Source organism: Bacillus sp. A260 (genome assembly GCF_009861435.1).
GTDB classification, from domain to species: domain Bacteria; phylum Bacillota; class Bacilli; order Bacillales; family Bacillaceae_G; genus Bacillus_A; species Bacillus_A cereus.
Genome location: NZ_CP046398.1, coordinates 2,334,592 through 2,360,578, shown reverse-complemented (window position 1 = coordinate 2,360,578; position 25,987 = coordinate 2,334,592). Strand labels below are relative to the sequence as shown.

Below are 25,987 nucleotides of genomic sequence, written 5' to 3'. Positions count from 1 at the left end.
GTGCGAGTTTCTACTACAAACATAACAACTTAAAAGACAAGAATATTAGTTAGACAATTGCTACAATTCTGTCATAACTTAATTTTAAAACAGATTCTGTACTAATGCACAAAAAAATTCCTACATTGTTCTACAACAACATAGGAGATTTTGTGTCGAATTATGTAATTTATTGTTTAATAATCTCTACCTTTTCCCGAATCAGAAATTTCTACTAATGCTTCAGGGTATGGTTCGAAATACGTTTGTCTTAATAAATACTTTTCATCAAATCGAATAGCCCATGATTTTAATATTGTAAGTAAACTACTAAGTGGTATTTTCTTTTCTGCATATTTTTGTAACAGTTCTATAAAATGATCTTTTTCTTGTTTTTTTAACTTTGTTTTAAAATATCCAAAAATGTGCTCGCATACATTTACATTCGATGTATAACGGGGCGCACGCATAAATAATTCATATAAAGTCTTCTCATAGTTTTCAAATACCACTTCAATCTTTTCATTTTTTTGATTTGCAATTATACGACCTAATTCCTTTTGTTTCACCTGATTATATGCCATAAATAAATATTTATTGTCCGACTGAAACGATACAAGTTCTTTCATATTTTTATTGTGTTTAATCATTTTGTAATATGCGATTGTAAATAACCTTGTAAAGAAATGCTCTCTAATAATAAAATTCGACAATCTACCTTCCTCTTCAATAGGAAGATGCGAAAATTTTTTTACTACTGCTCCGCCAAATAAGCCAGCTCCTTTTCCCTTTGCTGGCGCTTTTTCAAAACCAGAATAAATTTTCACATCACGCGTACCACAACTTGGTGAACGATTCTTTAAAATAAAACCATCTACATCCGGTATCGTTTGTAAAAAGTCATTTGAAAACTGCTCCATTTTTTCAGTTACATCTTCTCGTGTCGACGGTTGCACAAGTCTATTCTCACCATTTTCTTCTACAATTCGTATCGTTTCACGAGGAGTCCCCAATCCAATCTCCACTTCTGGACAAACAGGTATAAATGTAACAAATGGCTGCAAATTTCGTATTGTTACATCTGGAATCATCTCTCCATTATAACGACAAGCATCAAATTCTAAACATTTACTTACGACGATTGTAGGTTTTGCAAATTGTCGCATCTTATTACCTCCTTATTGCTAGCCCGTATAATATAAATTGTACTAAGATTAACATTTTAAGCAAAGTTTGATTCAGTTATTTTTATGAGAAATATATATCCAATGATATATTAACAATCATTCAACTCTATTTTCTATAAATGTGCGCCCTATTAATGAGGGTTTAGATATTGTGAAATGAATAATACACACATGCTTCGGAGAAATTAATGATTAAGAAAGGAGGGATTGTTATGAAAAAGAAATTATCATCTATTTTAAGTGTTTTAGCACTATCTATTATGTTTTTAGGTACATCTACGCAAGCTGAATACGATGGAAATAATATGAATAGAGTTAATAACACTGATATTTCAACTCGAGTAAATGACAATAACTTAGACAGAGTTAATAATGATGTAAGAACTCGAAATGTAAATACAACAAATGATTTAAATGATAATCGTGATAAAAATAATAATTGGGCTTGGCTTGGTTTATTAGGACTAGCAGGATTATTAGGTCTTAGAAGAAGAGACAAAGAAACACGCTGATTTAGAATGTTTTTAGTAAACAAGTACTTATTTATCAAAAATATATAATGAAAATAAATCGCCTTTTTAAAGGCGATTTATTTTTACTTAAAAGTAATGTATGTAATTCACACTTCAACGATTAAAATCGTGGAGTTAATCCATACAATATAAATTGAATCGTATTTTCAATTTCCGCTTCATCATTCCATTTTTCTTCAGGCAATAATAAAAATCGTGTTAATAATAAACCTAATACAGCTGATAAAGTAAGACGTAGTACGGAAGATGGTGGTATCTCAATAATTTCCCCTTCTTCTTGAAATTTCACAATCAACTTTTTGAAATGTGAAAACAGTTCTGTTTCTACTAATTGCTGTATTTCATTTTTCAGTTCTGGTTGGAATGGCACCTCTTGAATTAATATTTTTATCATAGGAAAGTGTTTTTGAGCAAATTTAAACCTATTATGAATTACAACCCTTAAAAGTCCTTCGTATGATTCATAATCCGATTTAAATATTTCTTTTGCAAAGGTTTGTACGAAAAATGGTGCAGCGAACTTAGTTAAAGTTGGCATTACGACCGCTAGTAATAAATCTTTTTTTGTTTTATAGTAGCGGAAGATGGTTCCTTCCGCTACACCAGCACGCTTTGCAATTTCACTTGTTGAAGTTGAAGCGTATCCTTTTTCTCCAAACATATCAACAGCCGCCTCTAATATACGCATTTGACGTTCATTTCGTTTATCCGTATTAGTTGCAGCTATTAATTCCTCCAGCCAATCCTTCTGCATTTATAAAGCTCCTTTTTGTCATTATTATATTTTGCGATGTTTCTTTAAAGCAAATACATTTCCTACTGCAAATAATATTGCAAAAAGTAATAACACAGTAAGATCTAATGCAATCTCTGTAAACCCTTGATTCCGAATCATCACTTGTCTCATTGCGTCAGCGCCGTATGTGAGTGGAAATACTTTCCCTAACATTTGTAGCCACTTGTTCATAGATTCCATTGGAAACAATCCAGAAAAGAAGATTTGTGGCACAATAACAAGCGGTATAAATTGAATCATTTGAAACTCATTATTTGCGTATGCCGATAAAAACGTACCTAATGTTAGTGCAGTTAAAGAGAGCATACATGTAATAAGTAACGTTAGCCATATGGAGCCAGCTACGTATAAATCTAAAATATAAACGGAAAAACTTACGATAATAATGGATTGTATAAAGGCAAAGATTCCAAAACCAATAATATAACCTGCGACTATTTCCCATCTTCTTACTGGGGTGGATAATAACCTTTCTAGCGTACCACTTAAACGTTCTCTTACGAAAGATACACCTGATAATATAAATACAAAGAAAAATGTAAAGAAACCAATTAATACAGGACCAAGCCCATCAAACATCGTAAAGTCTTTAGAGCCATGTAAATAATTTACTTCAGGTTTCATAATCGATACATCATTCTTCTCTGTGCTTTTTTGCAATACTTGAAGTACAGCACGATTTTTTGACGAATCACTACCTTCCAACAGAAGTTTCATTTTTCCATTCTCTATTCGAAATACTGCATCTACCTTTTGTTTTTCCAACTCAGAAATCGCCTTTTCCTTACTGTATTCATAAATTGACGCTTCTTGATTTTTCATCACTTTTACTATTTGAGCGGGCATATCAACAACAGCAATTTGCGGTATATAGTCTTTCTGTGTAAACACTAGTGACAAAAGCCAAAGTAATAACATCGGTGCTCCAAACATCATTGCTAACGAACGCTTATCTCGAAAAAATTGACGAATAATACGTATGATTACACCAGTAACTCTCATGATGGCACCACCTCTTCTAGCAAAAAGACATCTTCAATCCGTCCAGATGACACGCGTTTTTTCAATTCTTCAGTTGTTCCAACCGCAACTAGTTTCCCTTCTCTAATTAACCCTAGACGCTCACAAAATTCAGCTTCATCCATAATGTGCGTCGTTACAATAATCGTTGTGCCTTTCTTTTTAAGATCATAAAATTTTTCCCAAATCGTTTTTCTAAGAAGCGGATCTATCCCCACTGTAGGCTCATCTAAAATTAATATTTCTGGTTCGTGAAGGAGCGCTATTGCTAATGATAAGCGTTTTTTCATTCCACCTGAAAATTGTTGTACTTGCTTTTTCATATACTGTGACAATTGTACAAGTTCAAAAACCTCTGCAATTCTTGTCTTTTTACGTTTTCCCTTTAGTCCATACATCGTTGCTATAAAATCTGCATTTTCATATGCTGATAATTCTTCGTATAATGCATCCGCCTGGGCCATATAACCAATTCGTTTCATCTCATTTAAATTAGGCATATTAGTATTATTAACAAGCACTTCACCTTTCGTTGCCTCATTAATACCTGCAATCATTTTAATGAGCGTTGTTTTCCCCGATCCAGAAGGTCCAACAAAACCAAAAATCTCTGCTTTTTCAACTTGCAATGAAAGATTGTGTAACACTTCTTTTTTTCCAAAACTTTTTGATACAGTCCGTAAAATAATTGAAGGTTGTTGCACGTTTCATCCTCCTTTTCTAATAAAAATGAGTGAGTACTCACTTTTATTTTACTCTTGCTTAATTATATGTCAAACTTCGTTGATTAGTATGTATGTTCAATCACCGATATTAAACAATGAAACAGAGTCGACATTAGAATTTCATTTCCTAAAGTCGACTCTGTTTCATTTAAACTATAAATTTCACTTTACGTTTTTAAATTCATATACTTCCGAATTCTAGCAACGTCTAAAGAATATTCGATAACTAATTGCTGTAACGGTAAAATAACTGTGTCAGGATATAAATGTGCATATTGTAATGTTTCTGCATATTTTTCTAACCTTTTTTCTAAATACTTTATTATTTGATCAGGATGACTTACTAATAAACATTTACAATAATAATGGATTTGTTCCTCAATCGCCGTGTATTCTTCAATTTCATATTCTTTATGCATGTGTACACCCCTTTAAGTTTTTTATATGAATTATTTATCACAATTTTCACTCGACAAATTTTAAGTTTTTTGATTATTTACACTATAACAAACACTGAGGGTCAAATTTTGTTACTTTATGTAACGTAGAAAATTTTTAACAAAATTGTAATGTTTACTCCTACAAAATACAGAAAGCCCCTTTACTCATTTTTGTATAAAAAAATCGTACAGCTTAATTTAGCTGCACGACTACAATTTCTGGCCTATTCAAAATCCTTTGCGGAATGATACTATTTCCTAATCCTCTACTCACTACCATTGATGTATTTTGTTCTACATATAAACCCGCTGTATATTTAGGTAAAACACCTTGATTTGGAGCAACTAATCCACCGATAAATGGCAATCTAACTTGCCCTCCATGAGCATGTCCCGATAAAACCAAATCCAACCGCTCATTCGTATATTCCTTTATAAATTCAGGCCTGTGGGATAATAATACATTATATCTATCTGGCTGCATTTCAATTTTTGCTTTTTTAATTTCATCTATTATAATATTTCCTTCATCACGGTTTCCAGTACCAAACTCTGGATCATCAATACCTAGCAAGTTTATCTCTTGCTCACCCTTTCGAATGCCTACATGTTCATTCCTTAAAACATTGACACCATATTTCTTCAACTCTTTTTCTAAACTGTTATACTTTCCAGACCATTGTTCATGGTTTCCTGTCACAAAATATACAGGATATTTCTTTACAATTTCTCGTATTAATTGCATACTAACTTCTGCATCGTATGATTTACTGTCAATTAAATCACCCGTAATCGCAATAATATCTGGGTCTATACTTTTTATTTTTTGAATTAACACATCTTGATTATCGCCAAATTTTTTATTGTGTAAGTCTGAAATTTGTAGAATTTTTTACCCTTTAAAAGAGGATGGTATTTTACTAGAGGTTATTTTAACCTCAGTTATACTTATTAAATTGTTCTGTAAATATAAAAAGATTGTAAAACCTACTAATATACAAATAATCATTACAATTCTATTAATCTTCTTTTTCATATTTTCTCCTTTACATTCTCATCAAACACTTCTATATGCTAACTGAATTATATTATACTTTCTTGAAATTTATTTAAATTAATAAAATAATACAGTACATGAAATTTCATATGAGATATGTCATATATATTCGTTATATTTTTACTTTTACCTTTTTAATAATAAGAATACAAAAACGACTCTTATCACACGAAAAGAGTCGTTTTCTAACTTTATACTTTTAATACTTTCATGTTAAAAATGCGAAAACTAAAATACTATTACCTAAGAGCCTTAACTATAACTTTAGTTGCCTCTGCAATGAGTTGATTATCATAAGTTGCCTCTTTCTCATCTTTACTAGATAAAATTGCGATGATAATTGGTGCTCTATTTGGAGGCCAAACGATAGCAATATCATTTCTTGTCCCGTAACTGCCAGCACCTGATTTATCTCCAACTACCCAGTCAGTTGGTACGCCTGCACGAATAAGTTTGTCTCCTGTAGCATTTCCTTTCATCCACTCTGTAAGAATTTTACGTTTTTCAGCAGGAAGTGCATTTCCGACCGTAAAAGCTTTAAGATTCGTAGCAATAGCTTTCGCTGTACTAGTGTCACGAATGTCTCCTGGAATAGCTTCGTTTAATTCTGTTTCAAAGCGATCAGACATAGTAATCCGATCCCCCATATGCCTAAGCGCTTTTTCATATCCTTTAGGTCCTCCTATTTTATTAAATAAAATGTTCCCTGCAGTATTATCACTTGAACGAACAGATGCCTCAGCAATTTCTCCTAGTTTCATTCCAGTATCTACATGTTTCTCTGTAACAGGTGAATAATCCACTAAGTCTTCTTTCGTATATGTGATTACTTCATTTAATGAATCAATTGAGTTTTGCTGTAGTAATACTCCTGCTGCTAAAGCCTTGTAGGTTGATGCGAAGGCAAATCTTTCGTTAGATCGATAAGAGATTGTTTGATTTGTACCAGTATCAATCGCATATACACCTAATCGAGCATCAAATTTTTTCTCAAGTTGAGAGAACTCTTTATGCGTCGCCTGATTTTTATGTTTCACTTGTCCAGTCTTTTCTTTCGCTTCAACTTGCAGTGCCCCTCCTGTAAAAGCTTCTAGGCTTGTAATACTTAAACCTAATATACCAACGCATATTCCTATTTTTAGCATCCTCTTATTTTTCAAAATCATCATTCCTTCCAAATTTTTAGTACCTTTTTATACGTACACATAATAGACAATCACCGAACCAAATTTGTTCCATAAACTGAAAAAAATTTTATAGCTAGTATGAGAGTTATTAACAAAATAAGAGATAGTAGCTATGATCGCCGCTATCTCTTATTTCACATTTCATTTTTTCTTATAAATGGCTTTATACAAACAGGTTCTCTTCCCTGAGAAAAGTATCTTAATTTTGCTTAGAACTACCTGTACTAGTAGATTCACCATGTATACGTTGCTGTTTCAAATCAAAGTATACATCTAAAACTTCCTTTCCAATTATAGAATTAATTCCATTTTTATCATCATGAAGCCATGGAACTACTACAGAAAATGCTACTTCTGGATTATCATATGGAGCATATCCAATTAACGTTAAGTTGTAACATTCCATACGTTCTCCTTTTGCATTTCTGCCAATCGGGTCATCTCCACCATATACAGTTTGGGCTGTCCCTGTCTTTCCTGCTGGTTTATATGGCGCGTTTTTGAAATACTTCACGCCAGTTCCATCACCTTCTTGGAATACCCATCTAAACCCTTCTTTTATCCGATCAATATGTTCTTTCTTCATATCAATTCGATTTAATACGACAGGCTCTATGGACCGTATAACTTTGCCAACCTCTTCTTTTATTGATTGTTCTCGTATTTCTTGTACAATTTGAGGTTGCATTCTATAACCACCATTCGCAATCGTTGAAATATATTGTGCTAATTGCAACGGCGTATACGTATCATACTGACCGATAGAAAAATCTAGTAAAAAACCAGGTTGACTATCTACTTTTCTCGTTTGTCCAATTATTTCATTCGGTAAATCAATACCTGTTGGGACACCTAAACCAAATTGCTTGAAATAATAGCGCATCGTATCAAATGCTCCTTGTTTAATATCCAATGAGCCATTTGGTACGTAATTAACTCCCGCAATTTTTAAAGCTGTTTGGAACATGTATACATTCGAAGATACTTGTAAAGCCCGTAAATCATTAATATTACCAAATCCGGATACATTCCACGATTTCTTAGCTTGTGTACCTTTAAATTTCATCGGCGCGTCATAAAATTGATCTCCTGGATGTATTGCCCCTGTCTCATATCCAGTTAATAAAGTAGCACCTTTTACAGCTGACCCTAGCTCATACGAAGTTGTCATGTTACCTAATGCCAAATCCTCAACCTCTATTCTTCCTTCTTTTTCTACAATCTTTTTGCCTGCCATTGATAAAATTTGTCCGTTATTTGGATTCGTCATGACAACAAAAGCTCGATCGAGCAGTGGCTCTGAACTCTTAAAAGCTCTCAAGTTTTTCTCTATACTTTCTTCCACTTTCTTTTGTAATTCCATATCAATCGTTAATGTTAAACTATTACCACTTTTTCCTTTAGAGATTATTTCTGTGCTAACAATGTTTCCTGATTTATCAGTAATATTTTTCACTTCTTCTTTTGTGCCGTGTAATACATCTTCATATCGTTGTTCAATATAACTTTTTCCAACACGATCATTACGGTTATATCCACGTACTAAATAAGAATCTAAATTTTCTTTCGGTAATCCTTCTTCACTACTCGTAATATTTCCTAATACAGAACGAAATAAATTACCATTTACATAATTACGTTCCCAATCAACAGTTGCATCTACTCCTGGAAAATTCGCAAGGTTTTCACTTATCCGCGCATACTCTTCATCTGTTACATCTTTTTTAATAATTTGTGGTGTTAGTTGATAACCTGAACTCATTTTACTTTTAATAGCTAACACCTTTAAATCTTGTGCTGTTAATTCTGCTAATTCTACCTCTGTAACACGACCTCGTCTTAAGTCTTCTATTTTTTTATCTAACTCTTTTCCCTCTATACCCTTTTCTTTAAACTTTTCTATATCTTTCTTAGTAATCTTTGTCTCCGCACGTTTCAAATTCAACTGCATCCAAAAATCTTTTTTATCGATATCTGTTAATTTATTTATATCTTGTTCAGGCATTTCAAGTACTTTCGCCAAGTCTTTTGCTGTTTTTAAAATATCTTCACTCGTAATTCCCTTCACCCTTGTATACGTAATTGTGCGAAGAGATTTATTATTAACAACTGTTTTCCCTTCTCGATCTAAAATTTGTCCACGTGGAACTGGAATACTAGTTATTGCATTTTGACTACTTTCCACTTGGTTCTTATAAGCCTCTCCCTCAACGATTTGTACCTTTCCTAGCTGCATAATAATAGCTGAGAATAGTAAAAATATGCAAAGGAACATAATATTTAACCGAATAGATATATATGTCTTCTGTTTCTTTCCTTTTTGTTCTTTCATAAATCCTCCATATAATTCTTCCGGAACTCCTCACTAATACTTAAACGTTCCCTATATATTTGAAACCATTATTCGGTTATAAATAGTGTCTTATCTTTTTTTCTAAATCTTTGTAAGTATTAATTCCTTTTTGTATAGCCGCGTAATTGATAAATCTCCCTTCCTTTTTTCTCACTTGTTTTTTGTCGCTTGCAATGTGACTCATATTATATTTTACACATAGGCTTGCTAGTAACTTTTCATATTGATTATTCCTTTCTTCATGTTGTAATACTTAATAGACAACCTAAACAATACAGTTGTTCCACATTTACAAAAAAAATAATTAAATATAAGATGAAGTAAGCTACATAAGGGAGGGTTATATGTTACATACAAAAAGATGGAGATTATTTGCGGTTCTTTCTATTGTAGGTTTGATTTTACTAATTTTATTAAAAATCAACTTCATTTCAATTACTATCGCAACTTCTTCAGCTGAAAGAGGAAAGATTTTTGATCGAAATGGTGCAATACTAGCTACAAATAAGAAAGCTAAGTCTCTATATTGCACTTCTAATGATGAAAAGCTATCGAAACAAGATACATCAAGCACATTAGCTTTTTTTAATCAATTTTCAAGCGAGTTTCAACATGATATTTCTACAGAGAACATAAAATCTCAATTACAACAATCTTGTAAAAAGCAGACTATGAATGATATACCGTTATACTCTGATATAACTGAGAATGAACTTGCATTCATAAACAAAAACAAACCCAATAATGTAATAATTAAAGATGAATGGATTCGATATTATCCTAAACACGAAATTGGTTCACAAGTAATTGGGTATGTAGAAAATGACCTTAATTCAAAGCATATGGCTGTTGGAAAAAGCGGGATTGAGCTGCAATATGAAAATGATTTAAAAGGAAAACCAGGTAAAACTCTTATTTTTAAATTGAATAATAAAAAGTTCTTATGGAACATTCAAAAAGTACAAAAAGGAAAAGATGTACGGCTAGCTTTAGACTCTGAGTTGCAGCAAAAGGCAGAAGAAGCATTAAGATCGCAAATTAAGAAAACACCTGATGCTAAAGCTGGTTATGCTGTAGTGAGCGATGCAAAAACTGGCGCGATTTTAACTATGGTCAACTCGACAGTTTTTGATCCAAATATATTAAATACACATGTATCTTCTAGAAAAGAAAATATTAAATCTCTTTCGCAAAATAAAGCGATTCAAAAATTAAAGTATGGTGAATCTTATGTAAATATGGCTTCTACTATAAAACCACTTACTATTTTAATTGGATTAAACGAAAAACTTTTTCAACCCGAAGATACTTATTTAGATAAAGGTACTTTTCAGTATGATAATCAAAATAACATTACGAATGCACCTGGAACACCAACAGGTGAGATTACACCGAGGCAGGCTATCATTAATTCATCTAACACATTTATGACAGCAAAAGTAGCTCTACCATTATTTAACCAAAATAATGGAAATGTAGAAAAAGTGGCACATATATGGACAGATTATTTAATGCAATTCGGCCTACGTTCTAAAACCGGGATTGATTTACCCTTTGAAGAAGACGGTCAGTATGAATTCCATCCTTCTAATAAGTTTGAAAATGGAATCTCCGCTTTATTAAATGCCTCGTGGGGCGGAAATGAAGTGCATACTCCTCTTCAACTCGCTCAATATGCAGCAACATTGGCAAGTAAAGGTGATAAATATAAACCTCAAATCGTAAGTGCGATTATTGGTCAAGATGGTAAGGAAACCAAAAAGTTTAAAACCATTTTAGAAAGTTCAAATCGTTACCCGATGAACTTTTGGAGTGTCGTGCAAGGTGGAATGAGTCAAAATATAGAGGAAATTAAAAAGTTGCCCTTTGACGTCGCAGGTAAAACAGGTATTACAGGTTTTCCAAATGAGCAAGAAAGAATGATAAATCATTCTCTTTTCATTGCATATGCTCCTACTGAAGATCCACAAATTGCCGTTTCTGTCGTTATTCCTGGCAGTAATTCCGAAAAAAACATTGCCGCTCTCGTTACATCAGAAATTTTAGAGTACTGGAATACTCTTCAAAAAGAGAATAAAAACAAAGAGGAAGGTTCATTAAAGTGAACCTTCCTCTTTTACCATATAGAATCTATATTTATTATTTTCCATATACCTTCATTATTCTTTTCGAACATAAATGAATATTTAATATCAGTTAAAATGTACTCTTTCTGTACATATCCAGTATTACCGTTAATTGTCGATATTTTTATATATCCATCATTCTGCACTTTTTCTGGAATCCAAGCTTTTACCATTTCATTAGATACTTCATATAAAACTTGTGATTCTCGCTTTGGTTCTGCTAAAATTTTTGTTTTATTTCCAGTAACAGTTGCATATATAAAATGTGCTTGCTTTGGTTGGTTACTTTCCGTCAATCCACTTGGTACTTTATATACTTGCTTTGTATCATTTCCAAACTCTCCCCCCATTGTAAGGGCGACTTGCAACTCATGAAAAATATCTTCATCAAACTTCAGTTCATCCTTCTTATAACTCTTCCCTTTAAATAGAACTTCATCATTTAACGCTTTGTACAGGTCATTTTCATTTTTTGAGTTCGTACTTTGATATAGTTCATTCATAAATTGTTTTAATGATGGATCTTGAGCAGACTCATCTTTTGTTTTAGGCTTAATTTGAGTACTACTTTGTACTGGTGATTTATTATCATCAAGCCAAGGTTGTTGAACAATAAAAAATAACATTGTACAAACTAAAACAACTACAATAGGTAATGCTTTTTTACGAAATGGTCTTTTATGTTTTACAAAATCCACTTCATTATTTTCGTATATAGACTGCTTTATTTTAGAAATAAATTCTTCTTCATCTTTACGATTCTCCATTGGGCCTTTTTTTATTTTTCTATACCAGTCAGGATTTTGTTTATTGTTCATCACTACTACCCTCCCCTATTAATTTTGAAACCTTACTTCTCGCTCTACTTAATCTCGATTTTACAGTTCCAATGGATACTCCTAATGTTTCAGCCATTTCTTCATATGATAATTCATATTTTGCGTCCAATATAATTATTTCACGGTGCTTTTTAGGTAGTTTTAATACAACCTTCCACACCTCATTCATCTCTTCTTGGTTAAAAAATTCTTGTTCTGCTGACAGGGATTGCTTATCGTCACTAAAAAATCCTATTAAAGATATCCTTTTAAAATAGGAGGATTTCAAATAGTTTATTGCCGTATTTCTTGTGATTTTTAAAATCCACGTTTTAATAGATGACTCCTTTCGAAATGAATTCCAATTTTTAAACACCTTTATAAATACATCTTGCGTGATATCATCTGATAAGTGTGGATCTTTCGTAATAATAAATGAATAATTCCATACATCTTGCCAATAGTCTTTTATAACATAGTCCAGCTCATCATGATTACACTTTTCAATAAACGTCTGTTCCATTTCCACACCTCAAACTTATTTGAATAAACATAAAAACTGCCCTCACTTTTATTATGGTTTCAATATATAGACAAGATACAAGTTTCATTTGTTCCATTGTTTATCTTTTTTCAAGCAGAATAATACTACTAAAAAACAAGTAAAGCATACAATGATAAAATTCTACTCATGAAAATCTGTTTTTTGAATTTAACGTAACACTCCACTTGTCCATTTCAACTTGCTATACTCTTCTATTTACCATTAGCAATGCCAACTTTTCAGAAATGAAAATTAAGATAAGGTATTAACTTTCTAGAGTCGCAACAAAAAAGCATTCTCGATTAGAAAGAATGCTTTTTCGAAATTTCATTGCTCTATATTTTCCCCAATTTATATCTTTGAGTTAAGCAAACATGTAATAAATGTAGTCAAAAAATTCACCTTATAATTAAGTATTATTTCTGAAATACATGTTTTACTTTTTCACCTGGAACGTTACTTCCCCCTCTTCCTTTTACATCTTCAATCATCATTGTAACAATCATGTCTGGCGCATTTGCATCGAAAGCTGCGAACCATCCCAGTTCTTTTCCGTCTGCTTCTTTCGACTCTTTCAGTTCTGCTGTACCAGTTTTACCAGCAAGCGTTACACCATCAACCTTTGCAATTCTCCCTGCACCATCAGGGTCATTAATGACTTTGATTAATGCACTCTTTAATATTTCTTGATTCTTTTTAGAAACCACATTTTCTTTCCAATTCCCTGCTACTTTTGCTTCTTTTAAAAGATGTGGCGACGGAATATTCCCTTCATTCACAATCGGTGCATATGTTAATGCTAAATGAAGTGGTGTCATTAATACTTGTCCTTGTCCATAGCCTGTGTCTGCTAGTTGGATATCGTTTCTTATCCCATCTCTTGCAATGATTGAAATAGGAAATTCGTATTCGATTAGTAATTTTTCATGAAAACCGTATTTCTTCAGTTCATTTACATACTGATCTTTTCCTATTTTCAAAGCTTGTTGAGCAAAATAAATATTATCAGAGTACTTCATTGCCTTATCAAAATCAATTGGACTTGCATCCTTTACACGCGTTACATAGTAATTTCCCCAAGATGAATCTTTTGTCCACTTCAATCCTTGAATTTTAAATTCTTCCTTCGGATTTATTGTGTTTGTTTCCAAACCAATTGCACCTGTGATCGTTTTAAATACGGAACCTGGTACAAATGCTTGTGTAAAGCGATTCGTCATTGGTAGTTTCGAGTCGTTACTCCATGCTTCTCGTTGGGCTTTCGATGCTCCTCTAACTATTATATTTGGATTATAAGCAGGGCTACTTACAAGTGCGATTGTTTCACCTGTTTTAGGATTGACCGCTGCACTAGACCCTGCTTCAGTTTTCATCTCATTAAAGATTTTTTCTTGAATTGCAGCATCAATTGTTAACGTAACATTTTCTCCTTCTTTTGCTTCTTTTTTTGCTACGTTTTTAATCTCTTTCCCCTTCTCATCTTCTATAAATACGCGTCCACCCTTTTCACCACGCAATTTATTTTCTAACACTTTCTCTAAACCAGTCTTACCTACTAAATCATCTGCTTGATAACCTTGTTTTTGAAGTGATTTTAACTCCTCCGCATTCACCTTTCCTATATATCCAGTTAAGTGTGCCGCTGCTTCACCTAATGGATACGTACGAATATTTACTGGGTGAGATGAAACTCCTTCTAATTCAATATAATCATTCTGTCTGGTTCCCTCTTTTAAAATGCCAATTGGTACAAAGGAGTCTGGTTTTATCCATTTCGCTGTGAGCTTTTGTTCGACCTCTTCTATAGACATATCAAGTAATTGTGCTACTATTTCTTTCGTTTGCGCTGCTGTTTCGCCTAGTTTCTCTGGAATAATTCCAACCTCAGTCGCTTTACCATTCGTTGCAAGCCCTTTTCCATTTCGATCATATATTTCTCCGCGTTTTCCTTGCTCTATTTGCATACGTACTTTGTAATCTTTTTTCATACCTGGGAAGATGAAGTCTGGTGTCCAATCTATTTCCCAAGACTCTTTATCTTTCACAAGTTTTGCTTCATGGATGAATGAAACTGGTCCTACATCCGTATCCATCTTAACTTCAAAAAGAAAAAGCTCTTTATCTTTCGTATTCTCTCCTTTCATTTTAACTTTTAAATTATTAGCTCCAATCCCCTCATAGATTTTTTGATATTTTTCTGTGAATTCTTTTTTAGAAATCGATTTTTTGGCATGGTCTGATAAATGATCATACATATTTGCAAATTTTCTATCATTCCATAAATTGATATATTCTTCAAATGCTTGTTTTGGTGGTTCGTTTTTATTACATCCTACCAACAAAACTGCGAAACAAACGAAAAGCAGCATCCATAATTTTTTCAATTCAATCTTCTCCCTTAGTTAAAAATGATGATTCCTTTCGTAATTTATTTAATAAAAAATGTTTTAACGCTTAATAGACAGTGTAAGTAATGACATTGTTCCATATTTACAAAAAAATTAATATCTATGTTCATTTTAATACAAAAAAGGCAGGCATAAATATATGCCTGCCTTCCGTTCCCAAAATCAATTACACCCTAAAACAACGTGTGGTTAACCAAATCCAGATACTCTTCTACACCCTATTTTTTACTTTTCTAAAATAATTCCTGCTATTTCATTAGCATATTTTTTAGAGTCAAATCCATCATAGTTACTTAGTACTACAACAGTCAAATATTCTTTTGGAAACCGCATGAAGTATGAACGATAACCTGCCCAGCTACCTGAATGTTCCAAGTATCGACAGTTAAAACCTTCTGCAAGCCTTAGCCCAAAAGCATAATCTTCATTTTCAATAATCGTTTCCCTAGTTGGAGAAATTTCCGGACCTATTTCGCTCATTCTTTTAACAAGTTCTTTTCCGCCAACGGTACCTGTAGTTAAATTTTCTCCCCACTTTACCAGGTCTTCGACTGTTGCATGAACTGCCCCATCACCTGTATGTTCCCAAGGGCTTTCATAGACCATATATGCTCCTTGTTCATTCTTTGAATACCCCCTAGCAATTGATATAGTAGTTGGGTAGCAATCTACAATTGTTGTGTCTTTCATATTTAAAGAATCAAAAATACGTTCTTTTGCAAACTGACGTAAAGACTTCCCGCTTACCTTCTCTACCACCAATGACAATAAAAAATATCCTGTATTGCTATACTCAAATTTTGTGCCAACAGGGAACCTTGCAATTTGATGACCATTAAGGTGTTTTAGCGATTGTTCCACAGTTAATATATCAGTAAATTCAATATTTTCCGCATGAGCCAATTCCATATAATCAACTAGTCCGCCAGTATGATGAATTAGATGCCTCAATGTTACTGGTTCAGCATATGTTCCTATAGAAGGGACAAACTTTACAATTGAATCATCTAAACTCAATCTTCCCTCTTGTTCTAAGAGTAATATAGAAAACGCTGTAAATTGTTTAGAAACTGAGGCGATATTAAAAACGCTCTTTGTGGTTATCGGTAGATTTTCCTCTATAGAAGCTAAGCCAACTGCACCTTTATACGTTACTCCGCTATCAAAACTGGCCATATATGCAAAGCCAGGAACTTTTGGTGAAAACTTTTTTAATAATTGTTTAATCAATGTATGCGTCTTTTCATTATATGTATTATTCACCTTAATCACATCCCCTTCTCTTTGAATGGTTAGGAATACAATAAAAAATACTATATATATAAAATGTCAAATTCTCCTTTCAAAATTTAAACTTTTTAATGCATTATGCCAAGTACTAAAGGAAAGCAAAAATTATTAAAGAAATTAATAGTCTACCTTAGGATTGCTCTTAACAGGTTAAAAGCTTTTACAAACAAATTTTAGCAAACAATGTCTTCCCCCTCTTTTTTTATGACAGTTTTTTGATTGGAATGAAAGCCAATAGAATTAATTATTGAAATATACAAAAAATCTTAATATAAACAATATTTTACAGCGCTTCTTCTATAACGTAAATATTCATTTTACTTTATTTTCCACATAACAAAATATTCTACTTGAGAAATTATTGTTCCATGAAAATTTTTTCCTTTTCACCAAATGGAAGAAGAATCCTGACTGTTAGCGCTTTTCGTATTACTCAAACCTGATAACAAGCATGCGTTCTCCGTCAAGTGTACTTCAGCAAAAGTACTAAATCCTGGAGTGTCACCTGTATGCCTCCCAATCGGAACACAGGTTGGAAGCTTAGTTTCATCCTTATAAATAAAAAAATAGGGGGAGCCTATCGTGACAGACTCCTCCTAAAATACAACTCTCGTATACATATCGGAAATGAATTTATTTTACTAATAGTGAATATTCACCATTTTTATCATCAAATTTATGCACATTCAGATAATATTTCCCTGGTTTCGCTACGAATTTTCCCTTTATAGTATTTCCTTCATCTTCACCACAAGCTACATAATTTTGCATATCTGATTCATGATAAAGTACCCATGTCATCCCAATATTTTGTTCATTTACCACAGAAATCTCTACTTCTTTTGGATCTGTAACATTAAACGTATAAACATCTGTTTGATCAGGAGTAACCAGATTTCCTTTTACAAGCGTATTAAACGGGAGTATCTTCTCTTCTTCAAGGGACCCGCCTGTTTGCGGATCTTGTTTTACAGTAACTTTTGTCTGTTCTATACTTTCTTTTCCTCTACTATCTTTCACAGTTAGTTCCACAGTATATGTTCCTTTTTCTCCATATATGTGGGTAGGATTCGCTTTTGTACTTGTTATACCATCCCCAAAGTTCCATAGATAAGAAATAACTTTTCCATTTTCACTTGTTGTACCATTGCTATGGAATTGAATTTCTTCATTTACTATCCCGCTGTATGGTCCATTCATATTTACTATAGTAGTCGTTTTTTCTTTTTCCTCTGTCGCAACACCATGGAAAACAATATCATATTCAAATTGATTAGCTGCATTCACACGATAGTTTACAAAATAGGCTGTAACTGTTTTATAACCGCTCCACCCTTTTTGGGATAACTGCTCTAAAGTTTGATTTACTTGTTTACTCATCGTTTTCCAATCTTCAGACTCACCTTTTGATATCCCACCAACGTACGTGCCTTCCACGCTAAATGTGTTAAAGAATTGCGACTCATGTTTTGTAATTTTTGCATCTTTTATATTTGCTACATCTACAATTTCGTTTTTCACTTCAGCTAACGGCTTTGGTGCGTGTTGAATTAAATAATCATTTGTTACTTGAGGTACATTATATTTACCTTGATTATCAGTCAACTGCTGCATATATGCTTGATATTCTGCATTCAATTGTGTATTTTTGCTTAATAATTCACGATACGCATCATAATTTTTCACATCGTTTGCACGGATTAAATCTTGAAGCTTATCAAATGTATCAAATTGATGATTATACAAATAAGACTGTAGTGCAAAAGAATACTTATAAAAATCCCAAGATCCATATTTGGCGAACAAAGTTTGCTTTGCTGTATAACGGCTTGCTGGATCAGATGATAAGCCACTTATTATACTTTTACGTGGAACAACATTGTTTGTACGTGTAGATCCTGCAAAAAATTCTGCATTCCCTTCTTGGAACCAAGTTAACCGTTCATTTTGATACATTTCTCCGCTTCCAAATAAACCAGGAACCTCATATCTTCCTTGTAAATAATGAGTGAATTCATGACGGAACAACTCTTCTAAACTATAAATACTCTGCTTTGGCGTACGCTCATATGTAAAGAAAGTCCCCTTCTCTTCAATATAAATTCCACCGTTGTTTGTTTCATATCCATATAATTGTCTATTTAATTGATATTCATCTGGATTATTATAAATTACTATTGTTAGTACATCATCAGCATTACCCGGTTCTAGTGCTTTATCATTTCCAATTACACGGTGATATTGTGCTTTTACTTCCTTGGCTGCCCAATATAATCTCTTAATTTTTTCTTCTGTTACTTTATCTCCCGTCTTAAAGACAATAGATCCGTCATCAAATATAATTTTTTTCAAATACGTAGAAATATGGTTTAACCAGTAATCAATGATCAGATCTTCTTAACTTAAGTAAACCTAAATCTATTTGTCTCCATACAGAAAGAGATAAATAGTTTTGTTCCTATTCATGAAATAGTACAATATATGCAAAATTACATATCTAATTAATTGCTTTTAATGTTATATTTTAATAGCGATGAATGCTATTATTTCATAAGTTGTCAACAAGCGTTATGTATGTATGAGAAAAAGGAAGGAGCCAAATAGGCCCCTTCCTTTTTCTACTAATTAACTAAATTACTCTCTGGTAAAAATTTAAATAGTAATGCTCATTTACAGGCGTCTCATTATGCATTAAACATGCTAACTTAGCTTGCTGTCGGAAAAAATAAAAACGATAGCATTAAGTTATTAAGAGACAAAAATTCATCAACACGAAGACAGATTTGTCTTGGCTAGATAAATTTGGTGATAAATACAGGAAGTAACTCTTACGATTCAATGATTCTTTTTCCTGCCTTCTACCCTTGCCACTTCTGTTTCATGACTTGTAAATAGAGATCTTCAAACTCGTTAAAAGGGACGCGAAAAACACCTAATGTATCGATATAAGCAGAAATCACATCTTTTTCATTAAAATGGATACCTTCCTGTGCTAAGTCATAGCTATCATTAAGGCTGTATAAATCAAAATATTCTTCTTCCCAATACAGGCCTCTATTTACTAGTAATCGAGTAGAGCAAGTAATAGCTTGTTTAATATTCCATTTCTGAGCTACTAACTTTTCATTTAAGACTGAAAGAAGGATGTTTACCGAGGGGTTTTCATCAACTATGCGGCTATATGACAGTAAAGCCGATTCTATATATATCAGCTTTGCTTTAGACATTAAAGATATCTCCATAATTTCATATGGCGGGTGATCATTTGCTTCAATCAACCTATCGCACCATGAAATAACCTCCTCTCTATTCCAAAGTCCGCAGCCTAGTCCTAATGCATACAAGTGGGCTAAAGTTTGATAAGATTTCAATATGGTTCACCTTCAATTTAACTGTATAGTGGTATTGCATTCATTTTGGAAATAATCACGCTTAGTAATAAATATAATAAGCTGCCCAAACGGACAGCTTATTTGCATTAAAAACGCTACACATGAACTTTTTCTTTTTTTCGACGCACAAGCCACCAAACTAAAGATAGCAGTACTAGGGGAAACGGAAATATCTGAATAAACAAAAATACTTCCCAAAAATCGTGCATCGTACTACCAGGGGAATCTGTTGCCATCCCGCCAATAAAAAAAGACAATGGAATGACAAGTATATTTATACCTAAGCTAATCATTAGGAATGATAGATTTTTCTTCCAGATTACTGGTAATGCAGCCGCGATTAATAAAACCAATGCAGTACCCAGTATAAGAAACAGTGCTCCAAATAAAAATACAAAGTATAAAATAGCATTGATTAAAGGTTCCACAATAGCCCTCCTAAGGATTCATTCTATAGAAACACTCATGTTATTTAGAAAGTCAGGATGCTATACCTCTTAGTTGTCTTTCAATTTCTTCATCGCTATAGTCTTCATTTATCTGCTTAGAATACTTAATCTACTTGCTTATATTCTGGACTGCGTTAGGACATATGTTTCTATTGTACAACCAGCTAGCAAGAAACCCACACTTATCCCTGCTAATACGGTACCTTTAAAGGCTCTGTTCATATTCATTTGCCCCTTTTATCTTTTCGTATTTTTTCTCCATCCATAGACAGTCCATTATGAACGTTTTCATTATAAGTATTGTCTGCTCCTTACTATCTGTTTCGGCCCTGATTCTTCTCGTTTACCGTTTCAGTATTACGCTTCAATTCGCATTATCATCACATAAAAAGGACATACCTATTCATATATATACCTTTATTATTTTATATTGAAATAAATAATGGTTCAAAGTTATTTTGTGAAAATTATACAAAAATTAACAATTCATCAATTACCCAACAATAGATAATATGGATAAAGAAAAAATACTAGAGAATATCACATTGTAGTAGTCTCTAGTATCTTTTCATAGTATTTTAGCGGCTATGCAATACGGAGGGATAAAAAAGGACCTCTTACGGAAAGATAAGAGGTCATCAAAAAGATAAAAATGTTGTATTTGAAACACGCGAGTTTCTAATTCACATCATAACACAATATATTTGTATATTCAATATATACATTAAAGATAAAGAATATTACATCATTGAAGATTACGGTGAACCAGGAGATAGTGTTGAAAATGAACCTACTTTGCGCAACATTTTCCCGAAAAAGTATGCGGATGTAGCACCTGCTAAGACATTTTGAATAATCTTTGCAGCTGCTACATCAACGGGTAATTTATTGTATTTCCAATCTAGAGAATCAATTGTCCAATCCCATACTTTTAAAACTAGTGAAATAGATCTTTTTAATTACATACTTAATTTATTTTTTAATGTCCAATATTTTTCTCCATTAGCTTCAAAAGAGAATTCTACCCATCCATTCGGATCTTCACGATAAATAAAGATGGTTGTTCCAGGAGTTACTGTACCAACTTTATTCTCCTCGACAGCTACATCTGGTCTACTTTTAATTTTTAAATTAAATGGATAAGGTACCTGATAGTAAGTAGCTGATGATACAACATTTGAGCTTGAACCGTCTGCATACATTTTATATGGAATTTCATTAGATAACGCGTCGACATCTAATGTTTCAGGATTCTTTGGTAATTTTTTTGCATATGTATAGTCTTCTACACGAAACGGTTTAATACGTTCCATAATACCCGCAATTTTCTTAGCCCAGCCTTTATCTGATGCATATTTCACGTTCATGCCAGTTAATGTTGACCCGTTATAATACATACCACTTTCTTCTAAATATCTTTCTCGTACATAATTAGCGTTATAAGCAATACTATCGCCGTAGCTTGGTAAATATTTCGCATATTTAAACGGATCTCCATCATATGCACGTAGACCGAATAAATTATGTTTTTGATATGCGATTTCTGATTTTCCGTATCCAGATTCTAAAATCGCATGCGCCGCTAAATAATGAGCACTCACGCCATATTGATTTTGCGCATTGATAAAATCTTGTCCATGTCCAACTAAGGGACTATCTGAATGATATTTTGCAATAAAACTATCAATCTCTTGAGCTGTAATTTTCGAAGCCACTGTTAAATTTAAATCTTCATATGAGGTAGCAGTAATAACCTCTTTTTCATCGTTTAAATTTTGTTGTAACATATCTGTTTTTGCAGTAAGTTGAGCAGCTTCAGCACGTGTTATAAATCTATTTGGTTGCCAACCGTTCTCGGTACCATTAGAAATTTTTAAATCTATTAAAATATTGGCATGTTTTTCTCCCCAATGCCCTTTTAAATCTTCAAATCTAACCTGCTCGTTATGATTTGCTGTGCTTTGTAGTTTATATGCATTTACTAGCATGGTAGCCATAGCAGCACGAGTTACTTTTCCGGATGGATTAAAGATTCCATTACCTTCACCTTTAACAATACCAGCTTTTTCAGCAGCAGCAATATAAGGAGTAGCCCAGTGGTTTTGTGAATCTGTAAAAGATGGTTTTGCATTAGGCTCAATTTTTATACCTAAAACTTTTGTCATAATTTTTGTAGCCGAAGCTCTGTCTAAGGAGTCATTTGAACCAAAAGTTCCATCTGGATAACCATTTAATACCTGTTTATCAACTAAATAGTTAACGGATTTATCAGCCCATGTAGGAACATCAGGGAATTTATGAGTATCTGCTAAAATATTAGAAGAATAGGATAATATAGCTCCTGCAAGGATACCTGTTGCAATTAATTTGTGCTTCATTAAAATAAACACCTCTACCATTGTATTTATCAAATTGAGATTTTCTATTTTTATATTTACATGTTTGTAATAATAATAAAATCGTATTATCACGCATTCAATTTGATGTAACGAGTATAGTTACTTATATACACAAGTGTCAATGAATTTCTTTTACAAAAATACATAATATTTACATGATTTTATAATTGACTTATGTATAAATTTTGTAAAGGACCTTTTGATAGATTTTACCTGAAGAAATCTCTTTAGTTGTTAATTTGCCAATCTTTCTCGTTTACTATTAATCAATTAAAAAAAGAATTTTTTGTTTGAAAATCTTAAGTTGATGGATGTGTGAACGTACCGCTACTAAAATTCTTGCTTTTAATTTATTATTACTGTATTATATTTACGTATCAATATAAGGATTATATTATATAAAAAGGAATCAAGTCTATAAGTAAGATTTAAATCCTTTTCCAATTCAAAAAGATTTTGCCAAAATCTAATATAATTTATGCTTATCTTTTTAGTATGTATCTAGTAAAAACATATTTTTTATCCATAGAATTCTGTTTTCAATGATATTAATTAGTGTTCTAAACAAGGAATCCTACAAAGTGATCTGAAAAACCTGAGAGATATTGTATGTAGTTTGCTCATCTCCAGGTACTACAATAAAAGAGCCTTACCTCTCTAGGCAAGACTCTACTAGTTTAGTTGTATACTATTTACATGATAACTAAGAAACAGAAAACATATAACACCAAATAACAGCACCCTATTACTCCTCCTACAGCTAATACCTGTTTAACCCAACTCTTAAATTTTTGATTACTGTAAATCGCTTGCACTCTTTCCATATTTCCTCCTATTAAGGAGAACCCTTAAAGACTCTCACCTCGCTATAGTACCATTAAAAAATGAATAATAGAGATCTAATGTATAAATATGCAATATTGCATACGGAAATGTATTGTTATTATTGTAAGCGCTTACTATAATAAAGTTATAAAGATTTATTACATTTTAATACGAAAAAGAGGAGAGAATAATATGGAAATCGCAATGGCAGTTTTAAAATTTATAGGTGGAGCAATCCCATTAATTCAAGAACTACTAAAAGCATTTATGTAAATTCACTATTTAGCAATTATTTATAAAAATTATTATACAAATGATCTGTATATCAAAAATGAATTGGTTTACAGGTCATTTGCGTGATCAAGGTCCCTTTAACATGACTAAGGGGCCTTTTTTAAATTTTTAAATAATTAAGGTTACGTCACATCACCATCAAGTTAGCAAAATAAAACGAAACTTTAACTTGATGGTGATGGGGTAACAGTTGTGATTTAGAGATAAGATCAGATTATACAAAGTTTTGCACGTCAGCGATACCGGAAATAAACTTCGCCTTTAGTAGCAAGAATCCCCAATAAAGATAGTCAACTTGCCTATTTAGGAATAAGAGTGTCAATTTAAATAATGCATTCTGAAACACTACTCTTCTTCTAAAATAGCGTAATAATATTCATCCCACCATTCATTCCCATGTGGTATACACTTCCTGAAATAGCCTTCTCTTCTCATTCCAATCTTCTCCATTACTCGATATGATGGGGTATTTTGTGGCTGACATGTAGCTATAATCCTATGTAATTTCATTTCCTTAAAGCCATATTCCAATGTAGCTTGTGCTGCTTCAGAAGCATATCCTTTATTGAAATATTTAGGATTGAACACCCAACCAATCTCATATGTATGCTCACCAAAATATTTATGAAAAACTATATGACCAATCAGAATATCTTTATGAATTAATACTACAGGAAAGTTCTTAGCGTTTTCACCAATGTTTTCATTCACAAAGTTTCTTGTATTTTCTTCAGTAAAAACCCCTTCAGGTATGTATTTCATAACATTGATATCTGATGTATACTCATGAACAGCTTGCCAATCTTTGAACTCAAATTTCCGTATTAATAATCTTTCTGTTTTTATAAACATTTACTTTTCCCCCTCAAAAAATTGCAACTATATTTTAAATCCACATTTAACCCTTAAAACAAAAAGAACTTGTAGGACTCTCTACAAGTTCTTTTTGTTTTAAGGTGAATATACGAGCCAAACAAACTATCTTACAGATTGACTGTAGAAACTTTAGGGGTAATGCTTTGACAAATATATTATATAACAAATATTAACATCCACAGGATTTATTTTTGAAAATTATGTGAATTAAGAAAGGAAGTAGTTTTTTCTTAGCTATTATTATTATTAACTGACGGTATCATTATATTTTATTCTGCAACTTATTTAGAAGAGCTATGTACATTTCGAAGAAGTTCTTCAATAAGTTTTGTTTTTTCATTTACCTTTGTGGCATATGTGAAATCACCATAACAATATGGATACCTAAAATTATTTTTATTTCCACCACAAGTATACATCGCTGGATTTTGATCAACTTTCATCTTAGAAAACTTTTTGGCTGAATCCTCCGAGTGTTGTTTAACTTCTTGACTAGCAACAAAATCAATATAACCTGGCCCCATATTATAGCTTTGAATAATTGTATCCATGCTAACATCCTTGTCCGTTCCATATTTGTACATTTTAGCAAAGTGTTTTACCCCTTGTTCAATGCTCAAGCTTGTCTCTTGAATTTCATTTGGCTTTAATCCAAGTGATTCAGATGACTGCATAGGATCGTTTCCCTCACCTCTACTCTCTTGATACATAATTCCTAATAAAATTGGTGTTTTCTCTCCTAAATTATATTTTTCTAATTCTTTTTTTAAGGTAGACTCATATTGCAATACACGTTTTTCGGTGGCTTGCGCTTTATTTTGTTGAATATTGGTTTTATGATTAAAATATAGCATTCCAAGTATTATTACTAAGCCTAAAATACTAATAAGGAACACTTTTATAATTTGTTTTTTACTTGTATCCTTCATATATTCCTCCTCGTATAAAAAATTTAATTTTTCAAAGGTAATTGGTTATTTACAAACTATGTAATGAACATCTATCTCCCGCCCTTTTTAGACTCAAACATCAATACTTTAAGGTTTTAAGTTTAATATAAAAATTTAAAGATAAGGTAAAGATAAGATAAAGATAAAATAAAGGGTATTTTTTAGCGTACTTTAAAAGATATTGCTACAAAGGGATATATGGGACAACTTGTTGATATGAATGGATTTAGTGATAATTGAAAGGTTATTGTACAAGTTATTAATTATGGAGACATCATTCCAGAAGATTTAATCCATCTTTTCAATATGCTTTATATAAAAACCACAACATAACATATA

Annotated in this window: 19 protein-coding genes and 4 pseudogenes; 4 read left to right on the top strand and 19 right to left on the bottom strand. The window is 32.4% G+C overall.

All coding sequences use genetic code 11. From position 1 onward, the window contains the following. Positions 1-176: 176 nt before the first annotated feature. Positions 177-1,145: a YbgA family protein gene (locus GD442_RS11900; RefSeq protein ID WP_001248638.1), complete on the bottom strand. Its 969-nt coding sequence runs from the start codon at positions 1,143-1,145 to the stop codon at positions 177-179. 233 nt (positions 1,146-1,378) lie between these two features. On the opposite strand from GD442_RS11900, the gene GD442_RS11895 reads away from it, so the two are divergent. After that, positions 1,379-1,678 carry a WGxxGxxG family protein gene (locus GD442_RS11895; protein WP_000728157.1) on the top strand — a complete coding sequence of 100 codons (300 nt, stop codon included), beginning with the start codon at positions 1,379-1,381 and terminating at the stop codon, positions 1,676-1,678. A 121-nt stretch (positions 1,679-1,799) separates the two neighbouring features. Here GD442_RS11895 and GD442_RS11890 read toward each other — a convergent pair whose 3' ends face one another. From GD442_RS11890 to GD442_RS11860, 7 genes and pseudogenes are all read right to left on the bottom strand, one after another. Beyond that, positions 1,800-2,453, bottom strand: coding sequence for a TetR/AcrR family transcriptional regulator (locus tag GD442_RS11890; RefSeq protein ID WP_001168184.1), 654 nt, complete (start codon positions 2,451-2,453; stop codon positions 1,800-1,802). A gap of 24 nt (positions 2,454-2,477) precedes the next feature. Next, a complete protein-coding gene (locus GD442_RS11885; RefSeq protein ID WP_001266727.1) occupies positions 2,478-3,497 on the bottom strand; it encodes an ABC transporter permease in 1,020 nt (339 codons plus the stop codon). Continuing rightward, the gene (locus GD442_RS11880) at positions 3,494-4,219 is read right to left on the bottom strand and encodes an ABC transporter ATP-binding protein (protein ID WP_001187071.1); all 726 of its coding nucleotides are present in this window, start codon (positions 4,217-4,219) and stop codon (positions 3,494-3,496) included. Before GD442_RS11880 ends, GD442_RS11885 begins: the two co-directional genes overlap by 4 nt. A gap of 188 nt (positions 4,220-4,407) precedes the next feature. Further along, positions 4,408-4,659 (bottom strand): hypothetical protein, encoded by a 252-nt coding sequence (locus GD442_RS11875; protein ID WP_000548621.1) that lies wholly within the window; start codon positions 4,657-4,659, stop codon positions 4,408-4,410. Between the two features lie 214 nt (positions 4,660-4,873). Further along, positions 4,874-5,716, bottom strand: a pseudogene (locus GD442_RS11870) (metallophosphoesterase). A gap of 260 nt (positions 5,717-5,976) precedes the next feature. Continuing rightward, positions 5,977-6,903: a class A beta-lactamase Bla1 gene (gene bla, locus GD442_RS11865; RefSeq protein WP_033666214.1), complete on the bottom strand. Its 927-nt coding sequence runs from the start codon at positions 6,901-6,903 to the stop codon at positions 5,977-5,979. 220 nt (positions 6,904-7,123) lie between these two features. Then, positions 7,124-9,256 (bottom strand): peptidoglycan D,D-transpeptidase FtsI family protein, encoded by a 2,133-nt coding sequence (locus GD442_RS11860; RefSeq protein WP_000662977.1) that lies wholly within the window; start codon positions 9,254-9,256, stop codon positions 7,124-7,126. Positions 9,257-9,621: 365 nt separating this feature from the next. Between GD442_RS11860 and GD442_RS11855 the strand changes: the two genes are divergently transcribed. Then, positions 9,622-11,382, top strand: a complete 1,761-nt coding sequence (locus GD442_RS11855) for a peptidoglycan D,D-transpeptidase FtsI family protein (protein WP_000903362.1) — start codon at positions 9,622-9,624, stop codon at positions 11,380-11,382. Positions 11,383-11,393: 11 nt separating this feature from the next. Here the strand turns inward: GD442_RS11855 and GD442_RS11850 are convergent, their stop codons facing one another. From GD442_RS11850 to GD442_RS11820, 7 genes and pseudogenes are all read right to left on the bottom strand, one after another. Next, on the bottom strand, positions 11,394-12,221 hold the full coding sequence (locus tag GD442_RS11850) for an SH3 domain-containing protein (RefSeq protein WP_001060762.1): 828 nt from the start codon (positions 12,219-12,221) through the stop codon (positions 11,394-11,396). After that, entirely contained in the window at positions 12,211-12,744 is a 534-nt protein-coding gene (locus GD442_RS11845; RefSeq protein WP_000438330.1) for an RNA polymerase sigma factor, read from the bottom strand. The genes GD442_RS11850 and GD442_RS11845 overlap by 11 nt, the downstream gene beginning before the upstream one ends. 437 nt (positions 12,745-13,181) lie before the next feature. Beyond that, on the bottom strand, positions 13,182-15,149 hold the full coding sequence (locus tag GD442_RS11840) for a penicillin-binding transpeptidase domain-containing protein (protein ID WP_000737757.1): 1,968 nt from the start codon (positions 15,147-15,149) through the stop codon (positions 13,182-13,184). Between the two features lie 249 nt (positions 15,150-15,398). After that, on the bottom strand, positions 15,399-16,436 hold the full coding sequence (locus tag GD442_RS11835; protein WP_159365099.1) for a serine hydrolase domain-containing protein: 1,038 nt from the start codon (positions 16,434-16,436) through the stop codon (positions 15,399-15,401). Between the two features lie 660 nt (positions 16,437-17,096). Further along, positions 17,097-18,812, bottom strand: a pseudogene (gene colA / locus GD442_RS11830) (collagenase ColA); the annotation flags it as partial. A 509-nt stretch (positions 18,813-19,321) separates the two neighbouring features. Continuing rightward, positions 19,322-19,834, bottom strand: a complete 513-nt coding sequence (locus tag GD442_RS11825; RefSeq protein WP_000844535.1) for a hypothetical protein — start codon at positions 19,832-19,834, stop codon at positions 19,322-19,324. Positions 19,835-19,950: 116 nt separating this feature from the next. Next, on the bottom strand, positions 19,951-20,283 hold the full coding sequence (locus tag GD442_RS11820) for a hypothetical protein (RefSeq protein WP_000433519.1): 333 nt from the start codon (positions 20,281-20,283) through the stop codon (positions 19,951-19,953). Positions 20,284-21,030: 747 nt separating this feature from the next. On the opposite strand from GD442_RS11820, the pseudogene GD442_RS28080 reads away from it, so the two are divergent. Beyond that, positions 21,031-21,138, top strand: a pseudogene (locus tag GD442_RS28080) (peptidase M56); the annotation flags it as partial. On the opposite strand, the pseudogene GD442_RS11815 reads toward GD442_RS28080, so the two are convergent. Further along, positions 21,126-21,239 (bottom strand): annotated as a pseudogene (locus GD442_RS11815) (polysaccharide deacetylase); the annotation flags it as partial. The pseudogenes GD442_RS28080 and GD442_RS11815 sit on opposite strands and share 13 nt — an antisense overlap. 24 nt (positions 21,240-21,263) lie before the next feature. Then, a complete protein-coding gene (locus tag GD442_RS11810; protein WP_000680977.1) occupies positions 21,264-22,682 on the bottom strand; it encodes an S-layer homology domain-containing protein in 1,419 nt (472 codons plus the stop codon). A gap of 933 nt (positions 22,683-23,615) precedes the next feature. On the opposite strand from GD442_RS11810, the gene GD442_RS11805 reads away from it, so the two are divergent. Beyond that, positions 23,616-23,801: a hypothetical protein gene (locus GD442_RS11805; RefSeq protein WP_001987408.1), complete on the top strand. Its 186-nt coding sequence runs from the start codon at positions 23,616-23,618 to the stop codon at positions 23,799-23,801. Between the two features lie 366 nt (positions 23,802-24,167). Here GD442_RS11805 and GD442_RS11800 read toward each other — a convergent pair whose 3' ends face one another. Both GD442_RS11800 and GD442_RS11795 read right to left on the bottom strand, forming a co-directional pair. Further along, positions 24,168-24,674 carry a GNAT family N-acetyltransferase gene (locus GD442_RS11800; protein WP_000470150.1) on the bottom strand — a complete coding sequence of 169 codons (507 nt, stop codon included), beginning with the start codon at positions 24,672-24,674 and terminating at the stop codon, positions 24,168-24,170. 305 nt (positions 24,675-24,979) lie between these two features. Next, positions 24,980-25,627 (bottom strand): lysozyme family protein, encoded by a 648-nt coding sequence (locus tag GD442_RS11795; protein WP_000655735.1) that lies wholly within the window; start codon positions 25,625-25,627, stop codon positions 24,980-24,982. Positions 25,628-25,987 lie beyond the last annotated feature (360 nt).

Coding starts and splice junctions, on each gene's coding strand:
- GD442_RS11900 (WP_001248638.1), bottom strand. CDS start 1,145: ATGCGACAATTTGCAAAACCTACAATCGTCGTAAGTAAATGTTTAGAA.
- GD442_RS11895 (WP_000728157.1), top strand. CDS start 1,379: ATGAAAAAGAAATTATCATCTATTTTAAGTGTTTTAGCACTATCTATT.
- GD442_RS11890 (WP_001168184.1), bottom strand. CDS start 2,453: ATGCAGAAGGATTGGCTGGAGGAATTAATAGCTGCAACTAATACGGAT.
- GD442_RS11885 (WP_001266727.1), bottom strand. CDS start 3,497: ATGAGAGTTACTGGTGTAATCATACGTATTATTCGTCAATTTTTTCGA.
- GD442_RS11875 (WP_000548621.1), bottom strand. CDS start 4,659: ATGCATAAAGAATATGAAATTGAAGAATACACGGCGATTGAGGAACAA.
- bla (WP_033666214.1), bottom strand. CDS start 6,903: ATGATTTTGAAAAATAAGAGGATGCTAAAAATAGGAATATGCGTTGGT.
- GD442_RS11860 (WP_000662977.1), bottom strand. CDS start 9,256: ATGAAAGAACAAAAAGGAAAGAAACAGAAGACATATATATCTATTCGG.
- GD442_RS11855 (WP_000903362.1), top strand. CDS start 9,622: ATGTTACATACAAAAAGATGGAGATTATTTGCGGTTCTTTCTATTGTA.
- GD442_RS11850 (WP_001060762.1), bottom strand. CDS start 12,221: ATGAACAATAAACAAAATCCTGACTGGTATAGAAAAATAAAAAAAGGC.
- GD442_RS11845 (WP_000438330.1), bottom strand. CDS start 12,744: ATGGAACAGACGTTTATTGAAAAGTGTAATCATGATGAGCTGGACTAT.
- GD442_RS11810 (WP_000680977.1), bottom strand. CDS start 22,682: ATGAAGCACAAATTAATTGCAACAGGTATCCTTGCAGGAGCTATATTA.
- GD442_RS11805 (WP_001987408.1), top strand. CDS start 23,616: ATGCAATATTGCATACGGAAATGTATTGTTATTATTGTAAGCGCTTAC.
- GD442_RS11800 (WP_000470150.1), bottom strand. CDS start 24,674: ATGTTTATAAAAACAGAAAGATTATTAATACGGAAATTTGAGTTCAAA.
- GD442_RS11795 (WP_000655735.1), bottom strand. CDS start 25,627: ATGAAGGATACAAGTAAAAAACAAATTATAAAAGTGTTCCTTATTAGT.